The 20,898-nt window shown below is 37.2% G+C and carries 24 protein-coding genes and 1 pseudogene; 13 read left to right on the top strand and 12 right to left on the bottom strand.

Annotated elements, in window-relative coordinates; genetic code table 11:
- Positions 1-47: 47 nt before the first annotated feature.
- The 5 genes from FOC45_RS06830 to FOC45_RS06810 are packed head-to-tail and all read right to left on the bottom strand — an operon-like array spanning position 48 to position 1,442.
- Positions 48-311: a hypothetical protein gene (locus FOC45_RS06830; RefSeq protein WP_034539605.1), complete on the bottom strand. Its 264-nt coding sequence runs from the start codon at positions 309-311 to the stop codon at positions 48-50.
- Complete coding sequence (locus FOC45_RS06825; protein ID WP_034539607.1) at positions 308-532, bottom strand: hypothetical protein; 225 nt, start codon at positions 530-532, stop codon at positions 308-310. Before FOC45_RS06825 ends, FOC45_RS06830 begins: the two co-directional genes overlap by 4 nt.
- 47 nt (positions 533-579) lie before the next feature.
- Positions 580-807, bottom strand: a complete 228-nt coding sequence (locus FOC45_RS06820) for a hypothetical protein (RefSeq protein WP_009389729.1) — start codon at positions 805-807, stop codon at positions 580-582.
- Positions 807-1,052 (bottom strand): hypothetical protein, encoded by a 246-nt coding sequence (locus FOC45_RS06815; RefSeq protein WP_009389730.1) that lies wholly within the window; start codon positions 1,050-1,052, stop codon positions 807-809. Before FOC45_RS06815 ends, FOC45_RS06820 begins: the two co-directional genes overlap by 1 nt.
- Positions 1,053-1,073: 21 nt before the next feature.
- Positions 1,074-1,442, bottom strand: a complete 369-nt coding sequence (locus FOC45_RS06810) for a hypothetical protein (RefSeq protein WP_009389731.1) — start codon at positions 1,440-1,442, stop codon at positions 1,074-1,076.
- A 219-nt stretch (positions 1,443-1,661) separates the two neighbouring features.
- Between FOC45_RS06810 and FOC45_RS06805 the strand changes: the two genes are divergently transcribed.
- The 5 genes from FOC45_RS06805 to FOC45_RS06785 all read left to right on the top strand — a co-directional run bounded on the left by FOC45_RS06805 (position 1,662) and on the right by FOC45_RS06785 (position 5,119).
- Positions 1,662-2,006, top strand: a complete 345-nt coding sequence (locus FOC45_RS06805; protein WP_009389732.1) for a helix-turn-helix domain-containing protein — start codon at positions 1,662-1,664, stop codon at positions 2,004-2,006.
- Between the two features lie 22 nt (positions 2,007-2,028).
- Positions 2,029-2,469 (top strand): hypothetical protein, encoded by a 441-nt coding sequence (locus FOC45_RS06800; RefSeq protein WP_009389733.1) that lies wholly within the window; start codon positions 2,029-2,031, stop codon positions 2,467-2,469.
- 509 nt (positions 2,470-2,978) lie between these two features.
- Positions 2,979-3,578 carry a SprT-like domain-containing protein gene (locus FOC45_RS06795; protein WP_034539624.1) on the top strand — a complete coding sequence of 200 codons (600 nt, stop codon included), beginning with the start codon at positions 2,979-2,981 and terminating at the stop codon, positions 3,576-3,578.
- A 33-nt stretch (positions 3,579-3,611) separates the two neighbouring features.
- Positions 3,612-4,685 (top strand): mannose-1-phosphate guanylyltransferase, encoded by a 1,074-nt coding sequence (locus tag FOC45_RS06790; protein WP_034539625.1) that lies wholly within the window; start codon positions 3,612-3,614, stop codon positions 4,683-4,685.
- A complete protein-coding gene (locus FOC45_RS06785) occupies positions 4,670-5,119 on the top strand; it encodes a retropepsin-like aspartic protease (RefSeq protein ID WP_009389737.1) in 450 nt (149 codons plus the stop codon). Before FOC45_RS06790 ends, FOC45_RS06785 begins: the two co-directional genes overlap by 16 nt.
- 17 nt (positions 5,120-5,136) lie before the next feature.
- Here the strand turns inward: FOC45_RS06785 and FOC45_RS06780 are convergent, their stop codons facing one another.
- Complete coding sequence (locus FOC45_RS06780) at positions 5,137-5,865, bottom strand: 16S rRNA (uracil(1498)-N(3))-methyltransferase (RefSeq protein WP_009389739.1); 729 nt, start codon at positions 5,863-5,865, stop codon at positions 5,137-5,139.
- A gap of 135 nt (positions 5,866-6,000) precedes the next feature.
- Here FOC45_RS06780 and FOC45_RS06775 point away from each other — a divergent pair, with 135 nt between their 5' ends.
- The 7 genes and pseudogenes from FOC45_RS06775 (at position 6,001) to cysK (ending at position 12,572) form a co-directional block, all read left to right on the top strand.
- Complete coding sequence (locus FOC45_RS06775) at positions 6,001-6,303, top strand: hypothetical protein (RefSeq protein ID WP_009389741.1); 303 nt, start codon at positions 6,001-6,003, stop codon at positions 6,301-6,303.
- 18 nt (positions 6,304-6,321) lie between these two features.
- Positions 6,322-7,926, top strand: a pseudogene (bshC, locus tag FOC45_RS06770) (bacillithiol biosynthesis cysteine-adding enzyme BshC).
- A gap of 21 nt (positions 7,927-7,947) precedes the next feature.
- Complete coding sequence (locus FOC45_RS06765; RefSeq protein ID WP_009389745.1) at positions 7,948-8,307, top strand: YraN family protein; 360 nt, start codon at positions 7,948-7,950, stop codon at positions 8,305-8,307.
- A 90-nt stretch (positions 8,308-8,397) separates the two neighbouring features.
- Positions 8,398-9,057, top strand: coding sequence for a hypothetical protein (locus FOC45_RS06760; protein ID WP_009389746.1), 660 nt, complete (start codon positions 8,398-8,400; stop codon positions 9,055-9,057).
- Between the two features lie 6 nt (positions 9,058-9,063).
- On the top strand, positions 9,064-10,566 hold the full coding sequence (gltX, locus tag FOC45_RS06755; protein ID WP_009389748.1) for a glutamate--tRNA ligase: 1,503 nt from the start codon (positions 9,064-9,066) through the stop codon (positions 10,564-10,566).
- A gap of 234 nt (positions 10,567-10,800) precedes the next feature.
- Positions 10,801-11,643, top strand: a complete 843-nt coding sequence (locus FOC45_RS06750) for a serine O-acetyltransferase (RefSeq protein ID WP_034539614.1) — start codon at positions 10,801-10,803, stop codon at positions 11,641-11,643.
- 20 nt (positions 11,644-11,663) lie between these two features.
- Positions 11,664-12,572 (top strand): cysteine synthase A, encoded by a 909-nt coding sequence (gene cysK, locus FOC45_RS06745; RefSeq protein WP_009389750.1) that lies wholly within the window; start codon positions 11,664-11,666, stop codon positions 12,570-12,572.
- A gap of 87 nt (positions 12,573-12,659) precedes the next feature.
- On the opposite strand, the gene FOC45_RS06740 is transcribed toward cysK, so the two are convergent.
- The 6 genes from FOC45_RS06740 to FOC45_RS06715 all read right to left on the bottom strand — a co-directional run bounded on the left by FOC45_RS06740 (position 12,660) and on the right by FOC45_RS06715 (position 18,998).
- Positions 12,660-14,255: a DUF4139 domain-containing protein gene (locus FOC45_RS06740; RefSeq protein ID WP_009389751.1), complete on the bottom strand. Its 1,596-nt coding sequence runs from the start codon at positions 14,253-14,255 to the stop codon at positions 12,660-12,662.
- A 69-nt stretch (positions 14,256-14,324) separates the two neighbouring features.
- On the bottom strand, positions 14,325-15,896 hold the full coding sequence (locus tag FOC45_RS06735) for a flotillin family protein (RefSeq protein ID WP_009389753.1): 1,572 nt from the start codon (positions 15,894-15,896) through the stop codon (positions 14,325-14,327).
- 76 nt (positions 15,897-15,972) lie between these two features.
- Positions 15,973-16,575, bottom strand: a complete 603-nt coding sequence (locus FOC45_RS06730; RefSeq protein ID WP_009389754.1) for a hypothetical protein — start codon at positions 16,573-16,575, stop codon at positions 15,973-15,975.
- Positions 16,576-16,600: 25 nt separating this feature from the next.
- Positions 16,601-17,344 carry a shikimate dehydrogenase gene (locus FOC45_RS06725; RefSeq protein ID WP_009389757.1) on the bottom strand — a complete coding sequence of 248 codons (744 nt, stop codon included), beginning with the start codon at positions 17,342-17,344 and terminating at the stop codon, positions 16,601-16,603.
- A gap of 25 nt (positions 17,345-17,369) precedes the next feature.
- Positions 17,370-18,620: an ABC transporter permease gene (locus FOC45_RS06720; protein ID WP_009389758.1), complete on the bottom strand. Its 1,251-nt coding sequence runs from the start codon at positions 18,618-18,620 to the stop codon at positions 17,370-17,372.
- A gap of 18 nt (positions 18,621-18,638) precedes the next feature.
- On the bottom strand, positions 18,639-18,998 hold the full coding sequence (locus FOC45_RS06715) for a helix-turn-helix domain-containing protein (RefSeq protein WP_009389759.1): 360 nt from the start codon (positions 18,996-18,998) through the stop codon (positions 18,639-18,641).
- A gap of 290 nt (positions 18,999-19,288) precedes the next feature.
- Here FOC45_RS06715 and FOC45_RS06710 point away from each other — a divergent pair, with 290 nt between their 5' ends.
- Entirely contained in the window at positions 19,289-20,887 is a 1,599-nt protein-coding gene (locus FOC45_RS06710; RefSeq protein ID WP_009389760.1) for a lipocalin family protein, read from the top strand.
- The last annotated feature ends 11 nt before the right edge of the window (positions 20,888-20,898 follow it).

The raw sequence follows: 20,898 nt of genomic DNA, 5'->3' as shown, positions 1-20,898 counted from the left end.
ATGCACGGCTTATCTAACAACTAACTAACGTTATTTTACTATTCTGGCTATTCTGGGTAAGCAAAGGCTGGGGCTGGTTTTGTGTATTTTTCTGGCACAAGAGCATAGGAGAGTTGCCCCGCACTTATCTCTGGACGAATTGAGAGGTAGCCCCCAGCAGCTCGGTTGTATAGATTAACAAGGGCTTCTTCGCTGTAGTAATTAAGGTCGATGATAAGCATATTATCCTCAATGGTTATCATATTGGTTCTAATATCATCGATGTTTAGCACGGCATTGAGGCGCGCGGTTACTTGGTTTATCTGGTTCATTGTATTATGGTTTTATACGGTTCGTTGGAATTTCTACTATTTGAAATAAAGATTAACGCACAAGCAAAATAAGCGGCTATTTTTTGGGCTTTTTCTTTATTATACTCTGGGAAAATTGATAATTCAATGGTATTTTTATCTAATTTTATAATATCTATATAGAGACGATAATAAAAATGTCTTATACCATTAAGAGCTATATATATTTCAGCTTCGTCCATTGTTTTATGGTTTTACGTGTTCGCTTCGTGTTCGGTACGTGTTCGCTTTAGCTTCGGTGTACCTCGACAAGTTCTTCTACAGGCAGGCTAAATACTTCGGATAGGGCTATGAGGAACGAATAATGGGTTAGTTTTTCGCTTCCGTAGCGCATCCACTTCTTTAGTGTGCTGGTGTTTTCAGAGGTTTTAATATGCAGGTGTGCGATAGCAGTGTCGTCTATCTGTGCTATTATCTCTGGTTTTAGGTTTACTTGTATGGTGTGGGCTTGTATCATTATTCTTTGGTGTATTGTTTAAACGCTTCGACTATTGTTGCCATTGTTGCAACCGCAGAACGCACGAATGCTTTGTCGGCATTATTGATTAAGGCTTGTGCTATATCGGCAAGCCCTTTAAAACTCTGGTCGCGCTCTATGATTATTCTTTGGAGGTCTTCGTCAATTTCGTACAAGGTAATTGAAAATGTTGTAATCATTTTTAGGTTTTCGTTGTTTCTCTCTGGGGTGTTCTCTGTGTTCATAACGTTCTTTTTTTTAGGTTTTTATTTATTAAAAGCGATGCTAATAAGTTGCATTTTTTCAAGGAAATTAGTGAACTGGTAATAGGGGGCAAGTGCTTTAATCAGCGATATAGGTTGCTGGTCTAAGTAAGGGTAACGTATGTCCCACTGGGCTATTTTTTCGTATAAAAAACCATTACTAAACTTAAGTAATGTTATAAGACATATAGAGCCGTCAGCGGTGATATTGGGGGTTATGCCACTGTCTGTATTAGCGTGCAGCCATTGTAGTACATCGAATGCAGTAATGGGGGCTTTGCCGGCGCGTACTTCGGGGTTGTAGCTACAAGTGCGAATGTCGATGGTTAGGGGTGTTTCGATGGTGTCTTTTTGAGGTCTCTCTTGGTTCATAGCGTTTCTTTTTTTGGTTTCTGTTTTAATTGTCGAAAATAGTTCGTATATTTGTCGCCAAAAGAGGCGTCTATTTTAGTCGGCTCTTTTGGTATTCACTTACGGCTGCAAATATAGACATATTATTTCAATATTTGCAAGTTTTTTGTTCAAAAAGTGAAAATATATTGCAATTATTTTTATAACTATATGATTTTCAATTCTTAACTTTGTAGTGCTATGAAAGATAAAGAGACAGAAATAAAGGAAATCCACCCTGTTGTAGAAAAGTTGCGGCTTATAATGAGAGATAGGCACTTAACACAAAAAGCGATAGCGGAATATGCGGAGACTGGAGATACTCAGATGAGTAAGATATTCAACGGAAGCCTGCAGTTAAGTTTATGGCAACTTTCAAATATTGCAAGTAACTTGCAAATGGAAGTGGCGGATATATTTACCTATCCTAAAAAGTATGTGGATAGTGAAACTGTGGTCGGTAATGCCGATAAGGTGTCTGTTACCTTTGAAATATCGGCAGATAAGCGTGAACATTTATTGAAATTAGTAATGGGAGAGAAGTAAAAAACGCAAAACTGGTAATAGAATGAGTTTAGAGTATTTGAAAAACAGAAGTAATATATTAGCTGCTCAAGAAAAAGAAGCTGAACAAAGGCGTATTGATGAGATTAATAAAATATACTTTATAGAAGAGGGTGTTTATAATTCTGTTGTCTATCCTGCTATAAAAATTGGGGAAGATGAGGGTGTGTTTTCACGCTATGAAATAAAAGAGCAAGGAAAAATAGAAATATTCCTTACAGATGAACCTGAAGACGAAAATTTGGGTTCCGGTTATCTATTAGAGATAAGGCAAGAACGTGGTTTTTTGAAATTAGAACTCACCCATAACATAAATGGAATGTATAGCTTAAATGAAATAGACATAGAAAAAGAGCTGTATAACAAAGAGGGTGCTATAGATACGTTTCTTCATACTTTAGATGAACTGTTTGAAAGTATTGATAGACAAGAAAATGATGATTAACCGATAAAGTAAGTAAAGAAGGTTGCAAGAATTCTTGCAACCGTAAAAAAAGTTGCAACCAATCTTACAACCATTCTTGCAACCGCTTTTTTACTGTATTCTTTATTCTTTTTCTCTTTATAATGTATTGATATATAGTAAGTTATAAGAGAAAATAAAATAATAGAAATATACGCCCCGTTCGTTTGGTTGTCTAAGTTGCAACATTTTTTAAAACTTAAAGAGGGGGTGAATAGGGGAGGTGAAAAGAGTTGCCCCCCAAAAGAACATAAGAAATAAGGTGTTGGGCTGCGCCCAACGGTTTGTTGTGGCGAGCTGCGCTCGCGCTGCGAAAGGCTTTTAAGCTGCGAGGGAAGAGGGGAGAGCCCCGCAAAACACTTGTAAATAAACAGGAAACAATGCAAAACACTGTGTCGGCAGTGTGTCAAAAAATAGTAAAATAACGGTACTAAGTAGTCCGTAACTTACTGAAATACAATACGATGCTGCACATAAATATGTGTAATAAGATGAAAGAGATACTTGCAAAATATTTGCCTGAAAATGCAGTAACTCCTTGTTTTGAACTGATTAAAGCAAATAAAATATATTTGAAAATAGTAAATGAGCGAAAAACAAGGCATGGGGATTATAGGCAACTTCCAGACGGGCAACATCTCATAACAATGAATGCTACTGCTAATAAATATCGTTTTTTGATTACTTTTATACACGAAGTAGCCCACTTGTTGGCGTTTGAAAAATATGGTAAGTTAATAAAACCTCACGGAATAGAATGGAAATATACTTTTCAACAGCTGATGAAGCCTTTTATTATACCTGAAATATTTCCTCAGCAGTTACTCAGTGTACTGCTCCGACATTTTCTTAACCCTATGTCGAGCAGTGATATAGACCCTGTTTTAGCTATTGCACTCAAGCAGTATGATAGTGGCGAAACAGTAAATTTTATCTATCAGTTGCCTATAGGAAGCACTTTTAGAATAAAAGACGGACGTGTGTTCAGAAAAGGGCAACGTCGTGTGAAATGTTACGATTGTATAGAATTAAGTACGGGGAAGAAATATATTTTTCAACCTCATGCTGAAGTAGAACTAATAAAAAATTAATTAACAAACAATACTATGGCAAACATTACCAATGTGGTAAATAATTATTATGCAGTGATAATGGCAGGAGGGGTTGGCTCACGCTTTTGGCCTGTGAGTACTACCGAATATCCTAAACAATTTCACGATATGTTGGGTACAGGGCAGACACTTTTGCAACGTACTTATGCGCGTTTTCAGAAGTTTATTCCTCAAGAGAATATACTGATACTCACTAATGAAAGATACAAAAGTATAGTAGAAGAACAAATACCTAATATATTGCCTCGAAACCTCGTGTTAGAGCCTTGTATGCGCAATACGGCTCCTTGTATATTATATGCAGCGATGAAAATAAACAAACGCAATCCCAAGGCAGTAATGATTGTAGCCCCTAGCGATGCTTGGATAGAAGATGAAAAAGCCTTTATGCATGATGTGATTTCTTGTTTTAATGCTGCACAACGTGCTGATAATATACTTACTTTGGGTATAGTGCCTACTTTCCCTAATACCGGCTATGGTTATATACAATATGAAAAAAACGAAGAGATAGCTATCAAAAAGGTGAGTCAGTTTCGAGAAAAACCTGATTATGCTACTGCTAAAGAGTTTCTTAAGCAAGGCAATTTCTTGTGGAATGCTGGTATTTTTATATGGACAGCCGATACAGTACTAACTGCCTATAAAAAATATCAACCAGAGATGTATGAGCTATTTACAAGAGGCGAAAATGTATATAATACAGAAGATGAGGTAGATTTTATTGCTAGTGCATACGGTTTGGCTGAAAATATATCGGTAGATTACGCTATTCTAGAACCTTCTACTAATATCTATGTGCTTCCAGCTCATTTTGATTGGAATGATTTAGGCACTTGGGGCTCTTTGTATGAAAAAACTTTAAAAGATGAACAAAAAAATGCAGTTATCAATGCGCAAACCCTACTCAGAGATGCTGAAAATAATATTGTTCGTACTGAAAGTTCAAAATATGTAATAATTGACGGACTAAAAGATTACATCATTGTAGACAGAGAGGATGTTTTGCTTATTTATCCTAAGGCTAAAGAGCAAAATATTAAAGAGGTAGTGACAGAAGTAAAAAATAAATGGGGCATACATTAAAGAAGTTTCTCATAAAGAAAAAAGGCTATGTGTCAGTGTCTTTAGAGAGTATTGACACTTTACATTTTATTTTATATGCGAGAGTGAACGGCAAAAGCGGTCGATTTATTTTAGATACAGGAGCTTCTAATACATGTATAGGCGAGAATTGGGCTGATTATTTCGAGTTGATAGCTGAAAGGTCTGAAATAAGAGCGACAGGCGCAGGGACTGACACACTCAAAACGCAAACTTCAGTTGGCAACTTGCTGCAGATAGGCGATGTAATTATTAAGAAACAACCTTTATTGATTTTTGATTTATCACACATCAATAGGGCTCTTGCCGAGTTTGGAGCAGAACCTGTACAAGGAATTATAGGAGCTGATATACTATTAAAGAAAAAAGCTGTGATTGACTATGCTCAATCACAGCTTTACTTACAACGCCGCTAATTGGTCATAAGATTAGATTATAACTTATTTCTCAGTTCGTTAACTGTTAGTACAGTATGGCAGGCCACTATGGCAGCTGTTTCAGTACGCAGGCGAGTATCTCCTAATGAAATAGGGCGGAAACCTTGTGCGATAGCCGTACTAATCTCTTCTTCAGAGAAGTCTCCTTCAGGACCTATAAGTATCGTAATCCGCTCACTCAATGGGGTGAGAGCGTTTGAAAGCAATATTTTTTCATTTTCTTGGCAGTGTGCTATATATTTATCCGATGTATCTGTCATCATTTGTTTAAAAAAAGCAGCTGATGTTATAGGAGAATTAAGTGTGGGTAGGTAGCATTGCAAGGACTGTTTCATAGCAGAAAGAATGATTTTTTCAAAGCGTTCTAACTTCAACGAAGTACGTTCAGAATGTTGGCAGATGATAGGGGTAATTTCGTCGATACCTATTTCAGTCGCTTTTTCTAAGAACCATTCGTAGCGCTCGTTCATTTTAGTAGGAGCTACAACTAAATGCAGGTGATAAGGACGATGTATCTGCTCTTGGCATTTTAGTATACTAACCTCGCATTGTTTTGGCGAAGCAAAGCTAAGCTGTCCCTCAAAAAGGAATCCTTTACCATTAGTGATATGAAGAGTATCGCCTTGTTTTTTGCGCAAGACTTTTGCTATATGCTGGCTTTCTTCTTTGTCGAAAAAGCAATTAGAGGTATTTTTATCAATGTTTGGGTGATAGAATAACTGCATATCTTTTATGATTAATATAGTGAATATAAGACTTTTGTCGGGGCAAAGATAATACAAAATAAAAAAAAGTACGTTTTTTATTTTGTAATTATAAAAAATGCCTTACATTAGCCGCCGAAAAAGATAATATTAATTATGAAGCGAATTATAGTTGATTACAATAAACTTACCAATGAAATCTTATCAATGTTGGTAGAGAAGTATCCTGAAGGATATACTGATGCAGATGTTATTCGTTTTAAAAACGCTAAAAACGAAACAGTTGACGCCTTAGAAGTACGCACTGAAGATACTATTTATTTAGTGAAGGTGAGTACACGTTTGGCAGATACTATGGAAAATTTTGATGAGGATGATGACTTTATGAATAATGAAGAAGACGAAATAGGAGTCAGTTCTTTAGATATTCCTGATGATTCATCTTTAGATGATGATTAACCCTTAGATAGAAAAAGTATGATTACGGCACATATTCCTTACCAAGAAATACGATTCTTCTCAAAACTCATCACCGATTATTTAGGTGAAGAGGAAAAGGTACGTTCTTTTTATAACAATTTCCCTGAATTGTTTCAGTTTAGAAAACAGATAGATGAAAAAGAATTTTATTTTTCAGCTGATACTCGTGCCGTATTAGTAAAAAGCCTAAAAGCACAATATGCTGAGGTGAAAACATCACCCAAAGTATTAAGAAATATAGAGCTTTTAGCTAAAAAGAACACTTTTACTATTACTACAGGGCATCAGTTAAGTTTATTTACGGGGCATCTGTACTTCATTTTCAAAATTATTTCGGTTATCAATACTGCTAAAAGACTTTCAGAGTTTTATACCGATTTTCACTTTGTGCCCATCTATTGGATGGCAACTGAAGATCACGATTTTGATGAAATAAACCATTTTCATTTAAATAATAGAACAATTTGTTGGAATAGTGAGCAGACAGGAGCTACTGGTAACTTTGCTACTGATACTCTTGATGCTGTTTTTCAAACTTTTGATAAAGCAATAGGCTTGGGTAAAAATGCTGAAGAATTAAAGACTCTGTTCCGCGATAGTTATTTGAAGCATCATAATTTGGCCGAAGCTACTCGCTATTTAGTGAATGCACTTTTTGAAGAATACGGGGTAGTAGTGATTGATGGTAATGATAAAGATTTGAAACAACTGTTTATTCCTTATATTAAGGAAGATTTGTTCAATCATACGGCATAAAAAGAAGTAGAAAAAACGATAGCAGATCTGCAAGCGTTAGATGCAGCTTATCCTATACAAGTCAATCCGCGCGAGATAAATATGTTTTATCTAACTAAAGGAGGTAGAAATAGGATAGTGCGTACCTCTGAAGGCTTTGAAGTGCTAAATACTGATATAAAATTTACTGAAGCCTCTATTTTAGAAGAGTTGAATAGTTATCCTGAACGTTTTTCTCCTAATGTGATATTGCGCCCTTTGTATCAGGAGGTAATACTACCTAATTTGGCTTATATCGGAGGAAGCGGAGAAATAGCGTATTGGTTAGAGCTAAAACGATTTTTCAATAAGCAAGAAGTACCTTTTCCTATGCTGATGCTGCGTAACTCAGCTATGTTAGTATCAAAAAGACAGTATGAGAGAATAGAAAAACTAAAACTTCATCCTGTTGATTTGTTTTTAAAACCAGAGGATTTAAAGAATCTAAAGGTACAGCAGCTAAGTGAGTTTCCTATAGATTTTTCTGCTCAAAAAGCCGTTTTACTTCAACAATTTGCAGATTTGCATCTGTTGGCAAAAAAAACAGATATTACCTTTGAAAATGCAGTAAAAGCACAAGAAGTACGGCAACTAAAAGGTTTAGATAAGCTTGAAAAAAGACTTTTAAAGGCTCAAAAACGCAAGTTCTTAGAGGAATTAGAGCGTGTTATTCATTTGCAAAGTGAACTTTTCCCGAATGGAATATTACAAGAACGCTTTTCTAACTTTAGTGATTTTTATCTTCTTAAAGGTAAAACACTTATTTCTGAGTTAGTATCAGACTTCAACCCTTTTGATTATCGTTTTGTAATAGTAGTAATAGATTAATTTATATCTTAGATAAAGACAATGGCAGCGCATAATGATTTTGGCAAAGAAGGAGAGAGAGAAGCTGTAGATTTTCTGACAAAAGAAGGGCATACTATTTTGGAGTGTAACTTTAGGTATGGTCATGCAGAGATTGATATTATCTCACAAAAAGGTAATATTTTGCACATTGTAGAGGTAAAGACCCGTAGTTCAACCGCATACGGTGAGCCTGAATCGTTTGTAGATCAACGCAAAATAGACCTATTAGTCAAATCAGCCAACTATTATGTACGACGAAAAGATTTAGATGTAGAGGTACAGTTTGATATTATTTCGATAGTAAAAAATAACGTAGAATACAATATTAATTATATAGAGGATGCTTTTTATCCTTTTTGAAAAGTGTTAAAATAGACACAAAAATTCTTCCTTGTTTGCTAAATAGATTTTTTTTGATACCTTTGTAACAATTTTATAAATCAGACTATTATGAAAACCGTGGCAGCTTCAGTAGAGCATTATATTAAAACCAAACCATTCTTGCAGACAGCCCTTTCGCAGGGTATTATTAACCTTACTTCGTTAGCACGAATTATTCGGAAGGAGATTCAAGAAGAAAATAGTAATCGCGAGGTACGAAATGGTGCTATAGTGATGGCACTCAAGCGATTATCAGTAGATATGGAGTTTAGGTCTACCCATCGTATTGTGAAGGTGCTCAAGAATATAGGTGATATAACTGTGCGTTCTAATCTAACAGACTACACTTATTTAGCCTCGCAAACCCTAATGAACTGCCAAGCAGAGTTAATGAGCAGAATGCAAGATAGAGAAATATTTTATGCTACTACACGTGGTATAAACGAAACCAGCCTTATTATCAGTAATACGATGGAAAAGTTGGTAGAAGATATTTTTAGAAAAGAACGCTGCTTGTACAAATTTCCTGAATTGGGGTCAATAAGTGTGAAGTTGCCTGAAGAAAATGTGTCTGTGCCAGGTATTTATTATTTCATTTTTCAGCGTTTAGCGTGGGAGGGTGTTACTTTAAATGAGGTAATTTCTACGACTAATGAATTTACAATAGTGATGCCAGAAGAACACGTAAATGTAGCTTTTAGAGTGATTAAAGATTTAAAATTATTATAGAAAAAAATGGTTAGAGTAAGGTTTGCCCCAAGTCCTACAGGGGCATTGCATATTGGAGGCGTACGTACGGCTCTGTTTAATTATTTATTTGCTAAAAAACACGGCGGTGATTTCTTGCTTCGAATAGAAGATACCGACCAAAATAGGTATGTAGAGGGGGCTGAACAATATATTATTAATTCGCTGAACTGGTTAGGGCTTACTTATGATGAAGGAGTAGGAAAAGAAGGAAAACACGCTCCTTATCGCCAAAGTGAGCGTAAGCCTCTATATAAACAATACGCTGATACCCTGATAAATAATGGTTGGGCGTACTATGCTTTTGATACAGCTGAAGCCCTTGAGAAAGCACGTCAAGAATGTGAAGAAAAAGGAGATACTTTTATATATAATTGGGCTACTCGTAATACTTTAGAAAACTCGTTGTCACTAACTTCTGAAGAGGTACAACAACGATTAACACAAGGCGATGCTTATGTAGTTCGTTTTAAGATGCCTGAAAAAGAGATACTTAAAATGAGTGATATGATACGTGGCGAAGTGACGATAGATACTAGCACTTTAGATGATAAGGTACTCTTCAAAAGTGATGGTATGCCTACTTACCACTTAGCTAATATAGTAGATGATCACCTAATGGAAATTACCCACGTCATAAGAGGAGAAGAATGGTTACCCTCTATGCCATTACACTTATTGTTATACCGTGCTTTTGGTTGGCAAGCTCCTGCTTTTGCTCATTTACCTCTTATTCTTAAGCCTGTAGGTAATGGTAAGTTGAGTAAGCGTGATGGTATTAAACTTGGTTTCCCTGTTTTTCCAATGGATTGGACAGAAAATGGCGAAACACTAAAAGGTTTTAGTGGTGAAGGGTATTTTCCTGAAGCTCTCATTAATTTCTTAGCACTTCTAGGATGGAATCCAGGGAATGACGAAGAGATTTTTAGTATGGATGAACTCATACAGCTGTTTGATTTAGAGAAAGTACACAAGGCAGGAGCTCGCTTCGATCCTGAGAAAATAAAATGGTTTAATCACCAATATCTACAAAAGAAATCTGATGCTGAATTAGCAGCAACTTTTCAGAAGGAATTAATAGCTAAAGGCATAGAAGTAGCTTCTACCAAAGTAGAAAAGATAGTTTCTCTCATTAAAGAGCGCGCTACTTTTGTGGCAGATTTCTGGGAACTTAGTAAATTTTTCTTTGAAGCTCCAAAAAAATATGATGAAAAGGCTGTGAAGAAACAATGGAAAGAAAACACCCCTACCATAGTGAGAGAAGTTATAGAAGTGTTGCAAAACACCTCAGACTTTAATTCTGTAGCCTTAGAGGAAGCTGTTAAAAACTATATGGAAACCAAACAGTTAGGTTTTGGACAAGTGATGCCTCCTCTGCGATTAGCATTGGTAGGCGAACTAAAAGGCCCTCACGTGTTTGATATTATAGAACTTATTGGCAAAGAAGAAACTCTACGTCGTTTAGAGACTATTCTTTCTTTTATAAAATAAAATAAATATTTTTTTACTTTTTATTTGTATATTAGAAAATTATTCTTACCTTTGCCCCGTTAAATAGAATAAAGAACAAAAATGAAATTAGCTATTTATATGATGATGACAATGTGTTGCACCCTACAAAAAGGCAGTGCCTTGTTGGTCATTTCTTAGAAATAGTGATATTTTTATAAGAATTATTAACATACCCCACTGCTTTAAAAGTTAGTGGGGTTTATTTTTTTAGATATGACAAAAGTGAATTGTGCTGATAGTTTTATAGAAGCTCTCTATAAAGAAAGCCAAACGCTCCAACATCACGTGAGCAAACAGAATATTACTACTTTTGTAGAAGAACTATTTCAATTCTTGTTTTTGATAGATGAACGAACTTGTTTATCTAAGGCTAATATAGAGGCGCGCTATCACAACTTGAAATACGATTTTATTACTATAGTAGATGATTTTATAGTGGAAGAATATCAAAAGCAGCAAGTGGGTGATTATTACGACTGTATTTTGCCTGATATATATAATAAACTTAAAGAAGATGCTCAGTATTTTATAGAGAGCGACCCTGCAGCAGCTTCACTACGCGAGGTGCAAATTACTTATCCCGGTTTCTTTGCTATAATGGTGTACCGCATTGCTCACGAACTATGGCAACGACATATACCACTTTTGCCACGTATACTTACTGAATACGCTCATAGCAAAACAGGTATTGATATTCACCCAGGAGCACAGATAGGAGTACCTTTTATGATAGACCACGGTACAGGTACCGTAATCGGAGAAACAACTGTAATAGGCGACTATGTAAAGATATATCAAAGTGTAACCTTGGGGGCACTTTCAGTATCGGTAGAAAAAGCTCATACTAAGCGTCACCCTACTATAGGCAACAATGTGGTGATTTACTCAGGGGCTACTATTCTGGGTGGCGAAACTGTTATAGGACACGATAGTATTATAGGGGGTAATGTATGGCTAACCAGCAGTATAGAGCCTTTTACTAAGGTTTTTCATAAAGGACAGATAATAGTGAAAGACAATGAAGTGTATGAAGAACCAATTAATTTTGTAATTTAATAATTTTAATATTTTATATAATGGCGTACAAAAATGTTTTAGAACTTATCGGGCATACACCCGAAGTGAAAATCAACAGATTGTTTGGCGAAAAAGCCAACGTATTTATTAAATTGGAGCGTTTGAACCCTGGTGGGAGTATCAAAGACCGTATCGCGCTCGCAATGATAGAAGATGCTGAAGCTAAAGGTGTCCTTAAAAAAGATACCGTAATAGTTGAGCCTACCTCAGGCAATACAGGGGTGGGATTGGCACTTGTAGCAGCTGTAAAAGGCTATAAGCTGATAGTAGTAATGCCAGAATCGATGAGTATAGAACGCCGTAGATTAGTGGCTGCTTACGGAGCTGAAGTGGTTCTTACTCCTAAAGAAAAAGGTACTGGCGGAGCAGTAGCTAAAGCACTTGAGCTTGCGGCTGAACATCCTAACTATTGGGTGCCTCAGCAGTTCCAAAATCCTGCAAATCCTGCGGTACACGAAGCTACAACAGCACAAGAAATCTTACAATCATTCCCAGAAGGGTTTGACTATTTTGTAACAGGAGTAGGTACAGGAGGTCACATTTCTGGAATATCAAAAGTACTTAAGCAACATTTCCCTAACCTTAAAACAGTAGCAGTAGAGCCTGACCAATCAGCGGTGCTAAGTGGAGGTAAACCAGGTCCTCACGCCTTGCAAGGCTTAGGTACAGGCTTTATACCTGATAACTATAATCCTGCGGTAGTAGATGAAGTTATTGCTATCTCAAAAGAAGAAGCATATGACTATGCACGTCGCCTTGCTAAACAAGAAGGTATTTTGGCAGGTATTTCTACAGGGGCAGCCTTGGCAGCAGTAGCCAAAGTGCTTGAAAAACATCCTAACGCTCGTATCCTAACCGTAAACTATGATACCGGCGAACGCTACTGGTCTGTAGAAGGACTTTATTAGTACATAGTCTTTAGCTATTAGTTATAAAAAAGCAGTTGGATATTTTCCAACTGCTTTTTTTATGGCTAATCACTAATGATTTAATATTTATAAATTACTTATTATTTCATTCTTAGGGTATTTTACCTTATAACTGATGCGGAACTTCTTGCTTTCTCCTGCTTTTAAGTTTGTATTCCACGTAAGAATGCCTGTTTCTGTGTTGATTTCAGCTTTTGATGACTCTAAAAGCTCTATTTGTATTTTCTCATCAGAGCTAAGAGGGTATTGATCTTTTAGTTTTATTAGGTCGATAGCCTCTTTTTTGTTGTTCTTTACTGTTATTTCATACGTAAAAGTCTGCTCTTTATTACTAGAAATGAACTTAGTTTCGGACTTATCAACTACTTTTTCGCGTTTTACACTTATTTTCTTGTCATTGCCCATCGTTAGCTGCATACTCTCGGTAGTCTGATGTGGATTAATCATCGTTTTACCTACATACATATCTTCAAAGATGATGTTAGCTTCACCGGCAAGCAGATTGTACTGGGAATAATCATCAACTAAGGCTATCAAATATATGCCATTATCTACGCGTGGAGCTGCATAATACTCGTATTTAGCTTTAATCTTGAGTTCTTTAAGTGATACGCTATGTTCTTTGCCGTTGGAAAGAATATCATAAGGCGTATTTATATCAAATGAGGTGTTGAGCTGACTTTCATTTACTTCAGTATATCTATCCATACTAACCTCATTCATTACATTCTTTTCAGTATCTTTAACTTCTTTTTTATAAGAAAGAGAATTGGCAATATAAGCCGTTTGCCGTTCAGTATAACGACTGCCAAAACGAAGATACCAAGCATGCAATAAGGTAATTTCGTTCTGCTCATTAGGGTTGCCACTTGATAGGCTCAGCTTGATATGTTTCCAGTCCACCCCTGTATTCTGTCTTATTTGGGCTTTGTACACTAAGTTTAATGGACTGTTGATATTCTCTGCACGAAGATCATAAAAAGGAGTCCAAGTGGCGTTTGGTGTGATGTAGCTAACCACAAAATCAGCTTTTTGGGGCATTTCGCTCATTACTTGCAATACAATTTTGCCATTAGAAAGAGTTTCTTCCTTGCTCACTTCTCCTTTCAGACGCTGCTCTAATTTGTATTGAAGTGTGCGTAATTTGTTTTGCTTTTCGGTATAAACATCTACTCTATCAAGAGAAGATATTAATTCTTCCTTGGAATAGTTGATAAACTTGGTGTATTCAGCTACATTTAGAGATGTATTGCTCCCTAAAACCTTTTTATTTTCCTTGATAAACTCTATTATTTGCTTTTCGGCTGTTATTTGGTTGTTTAGTTTGTCTATTTGACTGCTGAGCAATGCTATACTGTCTTTTATTTGCTTGTTTTTAGGTTGTAAATTGTCAGTATAGTTATCAGTAGTAAACTGAGCAGAAAGTACTGTTACATTCTTTGGAGCTAAAATACGGAGTGTACTTTCATTTAGGTTGTTAGCTACATTTTTTACTACTATTTCATTAGTTCCTTTGCTGAGGTTGGCACTTAGACTGTGAGTAAGTTCAGCCGCATTAAAATATACAGTTGCAGCATCAAGTTTAGCATTAGTAAATTGAGGCTTCTGTGCCAGCATAATTGCTGAACTAAACAATAAAAGATAGGTAATAAGGTGTTTCATTAGCTATTAGTAAAAAAAGACTTTGGCAAAGTATCAAACTTTGCCAAAGTCAGTTGTTAGTTATTTGTTTTATGATTTTTGTACTTCGTCTTTGGTATTTTCATTCGCCTCTGACAATTTGTTATTGACATTGCCGTCTTTGACAAGGTAAGTAGGGAGGTTTAAACCAGCCATATTGAAGAGGTCGTTGAGCGGAGGTACAGTTTTCATCATTCCTGATACGAAATTAGCGGTAGAGTTGTTGCCATCTTCGCCTTTGCCAGAATCCCAAACAGTGATTTTGTCAATCTTGATGTTCTTAACAGCTTCTACTTGTGTTTTAACCAATTCAGGAAGTTTTTCGATAAGGAGGAGTTGGAATGCCTTGGTAGGATCGCCACCAGCAGCCCCCACCACATCTTTGTATCCTTCGGCTTGCTTGGTGAGAATTTGGAATAAACCTTTCGCCTCAGCTTCCATTTTTGCATAGATAGCATCTGCTTCCCCTTTAGCTTTCTCGCGAAGGCGTTCAGCTTCGGCTTGCGCCTCGATAATAGCACGTTGCTTATCGATTTCAGCAGGTACGATGATGTTGGCTACTTGAGTAGCGCGCTCGCGTTCAGAACGAGCTGATTCGGCTTTTTGTTCAGCAGAATACGCTTCTTCGAGGGCTTTTGCTTGTTGTACTTTTTCTGCTGAAATAGCTATACGCAATGATTCAGCTTCTTTTTCGCGGCGCAGGGCTTCAGAGTTAGCAATGGCTATTTTTGCCTCGTTTTCCCCTTTGATAGCTACCGCATTGGCTTCTGAAATCTTGATACGGCTATCGCGATCGGCTTCGGCTTTACCAATAGATTCAAATTTCTTAGCTTCGGCGATACCTACCGTTTCGTCTTTCTTAGCTTCAGCTATGCTAATCTCTTTATCTTTTTGGGTAATAGCGATCTTCACATCTCTATCACGGTGTGTTTCAGCTATTTGGGTATCTTTCTCTCGGTCAGCAAGTGCTTTACCAGTTTCCCCTATTTTCTCTTGTTCAGCCACGCTTATTTTGGCTTCGTTTATCGCTTTGGCTGCTGCTTCTTTACCAAGCGCTTCTATATAGCCTGACTCATCTTTAATATCGGTTACGTTTACGTTGATGAGTTTCAAACCAATCTTTTTAAGCTCGCTATCGACGTTTTTAGAGATGTTTTCGAGGAACTTATCGCGGTCTGAGTTGATTTCCTCAATGGTCATCGTAGCGATTACTAAACGCAACTGACCGAATAGAATATCCTTAGCCAGCTCTTGTATCTGCTCAGGTGAAATACCCAAAAGGCGCTCGGCAGCTGCATTCATATTCTCAGCTTCGGTAGAAATAGCTATGGTAAAGCGGCAAGGCACGTCTACGCGTATGTTCTGACGGCTCAGGGCGTTAGTAAGGTTTGCCTCGATAGATAGCGGACGCAGGTCTAAGTAAGCAAAGTCTTGAATAACAGGCCATACGAAGGCACCCCCACCGTGAATACATTTAGCAGAAGTACCCCCTGTTTTACCATAAATAACAAGAATTTTGTCAGAAGGGCAGCGTTTGTAGCGCGCCACTAATGACGAGATAGTAACGAAAAGGACGATAGCTAAAATAACAATCAGTCCTACAGGGGAAGTAAGTGTTTCCATTGAATATAATTGTTTTAAAATTGTTAGCACTTAATTGTAGGGACAAAGATAGTAAATAATTTATGATTTACCAAAATTATTTTTTCTTCTCTTTAATGAGCTTCTTTATATCCTTTTCAGTGTAATAATACAGCGTTACTTTTCCGTTGAAGTACTCTTCGCGTAGGTAGTACTTGGTGTTGGTTTTGAGGTCTTTAACTAAATAATAAGTAGTGAAGTTGTCAGAAAAACCTTTGAGGATAGTGTAGTTTGTTAGGTGAAAGTACTTGCGTGCAAATTTGCCGATGCGTTCCTCTTTTGGCACGTCACTTTTTAGACTAAAAGAGGGATTAGGTGAGTGACTTTCAACCTTAAAATGCTTATAGAAGTGGGCTAAGGCTTTGGCGTCTTTTGCTCGCTGTTTGTCCGCAGAACGCTTGCCCTTACTTTTTATAAGATGTATCTCGTTTTTAGATATTTTATGTAGGTAGTAAGTACCCGAATCTATATCGAGGTTTATAGGGATACTATCGCGCCCTACTTGGCATTTTTTCATTTCAGAGTCCGTTAAGAAATACACATCGGTGACCTCAGGGTATAGAGCTAAAAAGCTGTCTATCTTCCAATCTTTCCCGATGAGTTCCTGCCCAAAAAGGGTATTTATGTATAGTAAGGCGAGTGTTATAAGAAGATGTTTCATTTGTTGTATTTTATTTTGAGGAGAATTAATTGTCTGCTTCTTGTTGCCAAATCTGCCATGCTTTTTCGGCTTGTAGCTCTAACATATGCTGTCCGTTGCAGGTGGTGGCACCTTGCTTTTTACCTTTGGCTAAAAAAGTAGTTTCAGCAGGATTGTAAATAAGGTCGTACAGCAAATGCGAAGCGTTGAGGTGCGGGTAGGGTAGAGGGGGACAGTCGCTAATGTTAGGAAAGGTGCCCAAAGGAGTGCAGTTGATAATGAGTAGGTATTTTTGCAATAGCGAGTGGGTAAGGTCGGTGTAGGCAAACTGACCTATGGCAGGGGTGCGCGACACAAAACGGTAGCCTATACCCAACTGACTGAGGGCGTAAGCTACTGCACTTGAAGCCCCCCCTGTGCCTAAGATAAGGGCGTGGGTGTGTTCAGGGCGCAAAAGAGGGCGTAATGACTCTGCAAACCCATAATAATCAGTGTTGTAGCCTATGAGTCCGATGGGGGTAACCTTGATAGTATTTACAGCTCCTATCTGGTGGGCAGTAGTATCAACAGCGGAGAGCAACTGCCTAATGTCGCGTTTGTACGGAATGGTAACATTCATACCCTTTACATTAGGAGTCGAAGCTAAGAGAGCAGGCAGCTCATCAAGCGATTGTATGTCGAAATTGATATACTGACAATCAGCAATGCCCTCGCGTTTAAACTTTTCAGTAAAATACTGTCGAGAGAAAGAATAGTCGATGTTTTTGCCAATAAGAGCGTATGTGTTCATTGTAAGAAGTATGAATGGTGAATGATTATTGCCCTGTTCTGATTGCTTCTACCGGATTGAGGTTGGCAGCAGACGAGGCAGGAATAATACCTGAAAGCAAGCCTACCACAAATGAAATACCTAAACCTATAACGACATTCTTTAGTGATAAGACAAAGTTAAATTCGTCGGTAGCGGCATTGACCGCAAAGGTAGTAAGCCATACAAAAATAAGTCCGAATAGACCGCCAATAATCGCTAAAAGTACTGCTTCAAACAAAAATTGGAAAAGAATAAACTGGTTTTTAGCTCCTAAGGACTTTTGTACCCCTATCAAGCTGGTGCGCTCTTTCACGCTGACGAACATTATATTGGCGATGCCAAAACCCCCTACCAAAATAGAGAAGCCCCCGACAATCCAGCCCACAAGGTTCATCATACTGATAGTTTCATCAATCATCTCTGTAAATGAAGACATTTTATTGATGAAAAAGTTATCGATATCATCAGGTTTTAGTCCGCGATAAGCGCGAAACTTCTGGCGCAATACCGCTTCAAATTCAGCTATATCCACCCCTTTTTTAGGCTTTAGCACTACTCCAGTAGGTAATCCTTGAGGTCCAGTATTCATAAATCCTCTTATAAAGTTAGCAGGGGCAAAGGCATTGTCGTCAGGCCCGCCGCCCAGTCCCTCGCCATATTTTTTGAGCACTCCGATAACGTTTAGTCGTCTGCCAAAAATGCGCACCTCTTTATCAATAGGGTCTTCTTCGCCAAAGAGCTGTTCAGCAAGATTATGCCCCAATATCACCACCGCGGCTCCTGCATTGGCTTCAGCTTCAGTGTAAAGCCTGCCTTTTTCTATCCGTATATCACTAATTTGCTCCACGCCTGCAGAGGTAGCCTGTATGGTGGTAGAAGGCATTGTTTTTCCGTTGTATTTTATAGGCGAATTCACTCCGTATAGTTCAAAAACCACTGCTTCGGTATTTGGTATTTCGCGCTTCATAAACTCGAAATCTTGGTAAGAAATTTGTGGAAAATTGAGTCGTTGCCAGCGAGGTACGTCGGTAGGGGCAAAAGAAAATTTAGAGATGTTAATCATATTCTTATCTAAGCCGGCAAGGTTTTCTTGGATACTGCGGTTTAGCGAATCGACCGCTGCTAAAACAGAGATAATAGAGAAGATACCCACCGTAACGCCTAAGAGTGATAGGAAAGTACGGAGTTTGTTGTCTCGCAGCGATTTGATAGCAAAATTGAAACTCTCTTTTAATAATTGTAAATAGATAAGCATAGTTAGAATCAAAGACTATTATTTATGTATCATTGCTTTCAGCAGTGTTATTTGTTCTTTCAGGGCTTGTATAGTTTCTTCGTATTGTAGCAATAATTTTTCAGGAATTTGACTGAGGTGGTATTCCCCATTGCAGATGCCGGTAGAGTTATTATTGATATTGAATACTTTTTTGTCATCAAAACCTAATACTTTCATAGGGTCTACTTCCAAAATAGTACATATTTCGTTTAAACGTGAGATAGTCAGCTGTGTTTCACCGGTTTCTATTTTAGAATAAGCACGTGTAGAGATGCCTAATTTAGTAGCTACAAAATCTTGTGAAATTCTTTTCACTTCACGTGCTTGCTTAATTTTTACTTCTGGATTCTCAATCATTTTGATAGTGTTTAGTTTTGAATGCAGCAAATGTACAAAATAAATTTGAATTATAAATTATGAATTAAAAATTTTGTTTTTAGTACCTCCTTGTTTTGAGTATAGGTTTACCGAACCTTGAGCGAAGGATAAGCGAAGGATAAGCGTTAACGAAGCTTACTCAGAGCATCTTATTTTTGTGTGATAAAAGTTCATAATAAGAAAAATATATTCATAATAAGAAGAAATAAAGATTGTGTAGTATTTTGTGTTGCCATACCTTTGCAGCGTTTAATTTAATTTTTATAACAATGAAGAAATTATTATCAATTTTTGCAGCGCTATGTCTTATAGCTCTCAGTATTGTAGCTTGTTCCAAACAAGATGAAAAGAACAATAACGATTCATCGGACAATGCTATTACAACCGATTTCTTAGTAGGAAATTGGCAGCCTATAGAATTTGAAATTGACGGGCTGAAAATCTCTAATAACCCAAGCTACCAAAAGCAATGGAACTGTCTTAAGCAGACGGTTTACACTTTTACCAAAACACAGCTTTCTATCGCAGCTTCTCAATTCGATGTCGATAATGATAGGTGTGTCCGCAATATAGGTGCTTTCACCTACTCAATCAACAAGAATAAGCTAATACTTGTTGATACAGAAGGTCGTACTGTTGTAGATATTGCTAAAGAAGGAGACTATTTGAGCACTATTACAAAAGACAATAATGGTAAAACTCAAAAATATACGTTTAGAAAAGTTGCAAATAATGGTGGCAACAATAATAGTAACAACGACAACAATAACAACAATACCGCTGAAACAGCGACCGCTCAAATTATAGTATCAGGGGTTACTGATGGGGTGAAGGTATGGGTAGCTGAAACTCCTTTCAGAGGGAGCGTTTTTCTCTTAGAAAGTGCTACTGTAGTCAATGGCAAAGCGAGTATCGATGTATCAGGCTATATAGGTAAAAAACTTTATTTCATTGTAAGAAAAGATAATGAATACCTTTCTACAGAAGTAGCTAAAACTATTACTGAAGGCGATAATGCTATAACCCTAATCGCTGTAGCAAAGAGCTATACTGCAAAAATAAAAGTATTAAGCAATGGTACTCCTGTTAACAATAAAAAAGTGTACGCTACAACAAATGTTTATTTTTTGGGTATACAAGCTTTACTTATAATGAGTAAAGGGAATGCAGAGCAAATACCAGCGAATAATATAAAAGCAGCAGTAAACACAAATGCTGAAGGAATAGCAGTGTTCGAAAACCTCAAACCCGAAGCTTCTAATCTAAACGGCTATACCTTTTTTGTGGTTACCTCATTAGAACCTTATTACCAAAAAGTAGAGCGTACTATGGACGGTACCGCTCAAGAGGCAACTATTACCCTTAGCGACAGCCAAACTCAAGAAAGAAAAGTACCGGTTACTTTCTATGTAAAAGACGCAAATAATAAAGCCGTAAAAGATGCTAAAGTAACCGTAGGAACTGAAGTAGGTACAACCAACCATTCAGGATTGGTAGATATACAAGCCCCAGTAAACACTCAGATTAACTACACAGTAAAAACGCCTTGCAGCCAGACTAAAACAGGCAGTTATACCACTAATCCTCATATTACTAATATGGTAATGGTAACCCTTACAAGTGCTGAAAACTGTAATAGTAAAGGTACACTTACACTCAAAAATACTTCTTCAAACCCCTATACAGTAAAAGTAGGTAACCGTACTTTTGTAATGGAAGGGAAAAGTACTGAAACTTTAGAAGTAGCATTAGAGACTTATACCGTAAGTTGGAAACAAAACAGTGGTTATATGTTTTATCCTACTGAAGGCTCCACAACAGCTGAATTTAGTAGCAACAGAAAGAGTATAACGATCAGCTTTCCCTAATTAATTTTGTA

Origin of the sequence: Capnocytophaga sp. FDAARGOS_737, from assembly GCF_009730375.1 — a bacterium.
Classification (GTDB): Bacteria; Bacteroidota; Bacteroidia; order Flavobacteriales; family Flavobacteriaceae; genus Capnocytophaga; species Capnocytophaga leadbetteri.
This window is presented reverse-complemented; position numbering and strand designations above follow the sequence as displayed.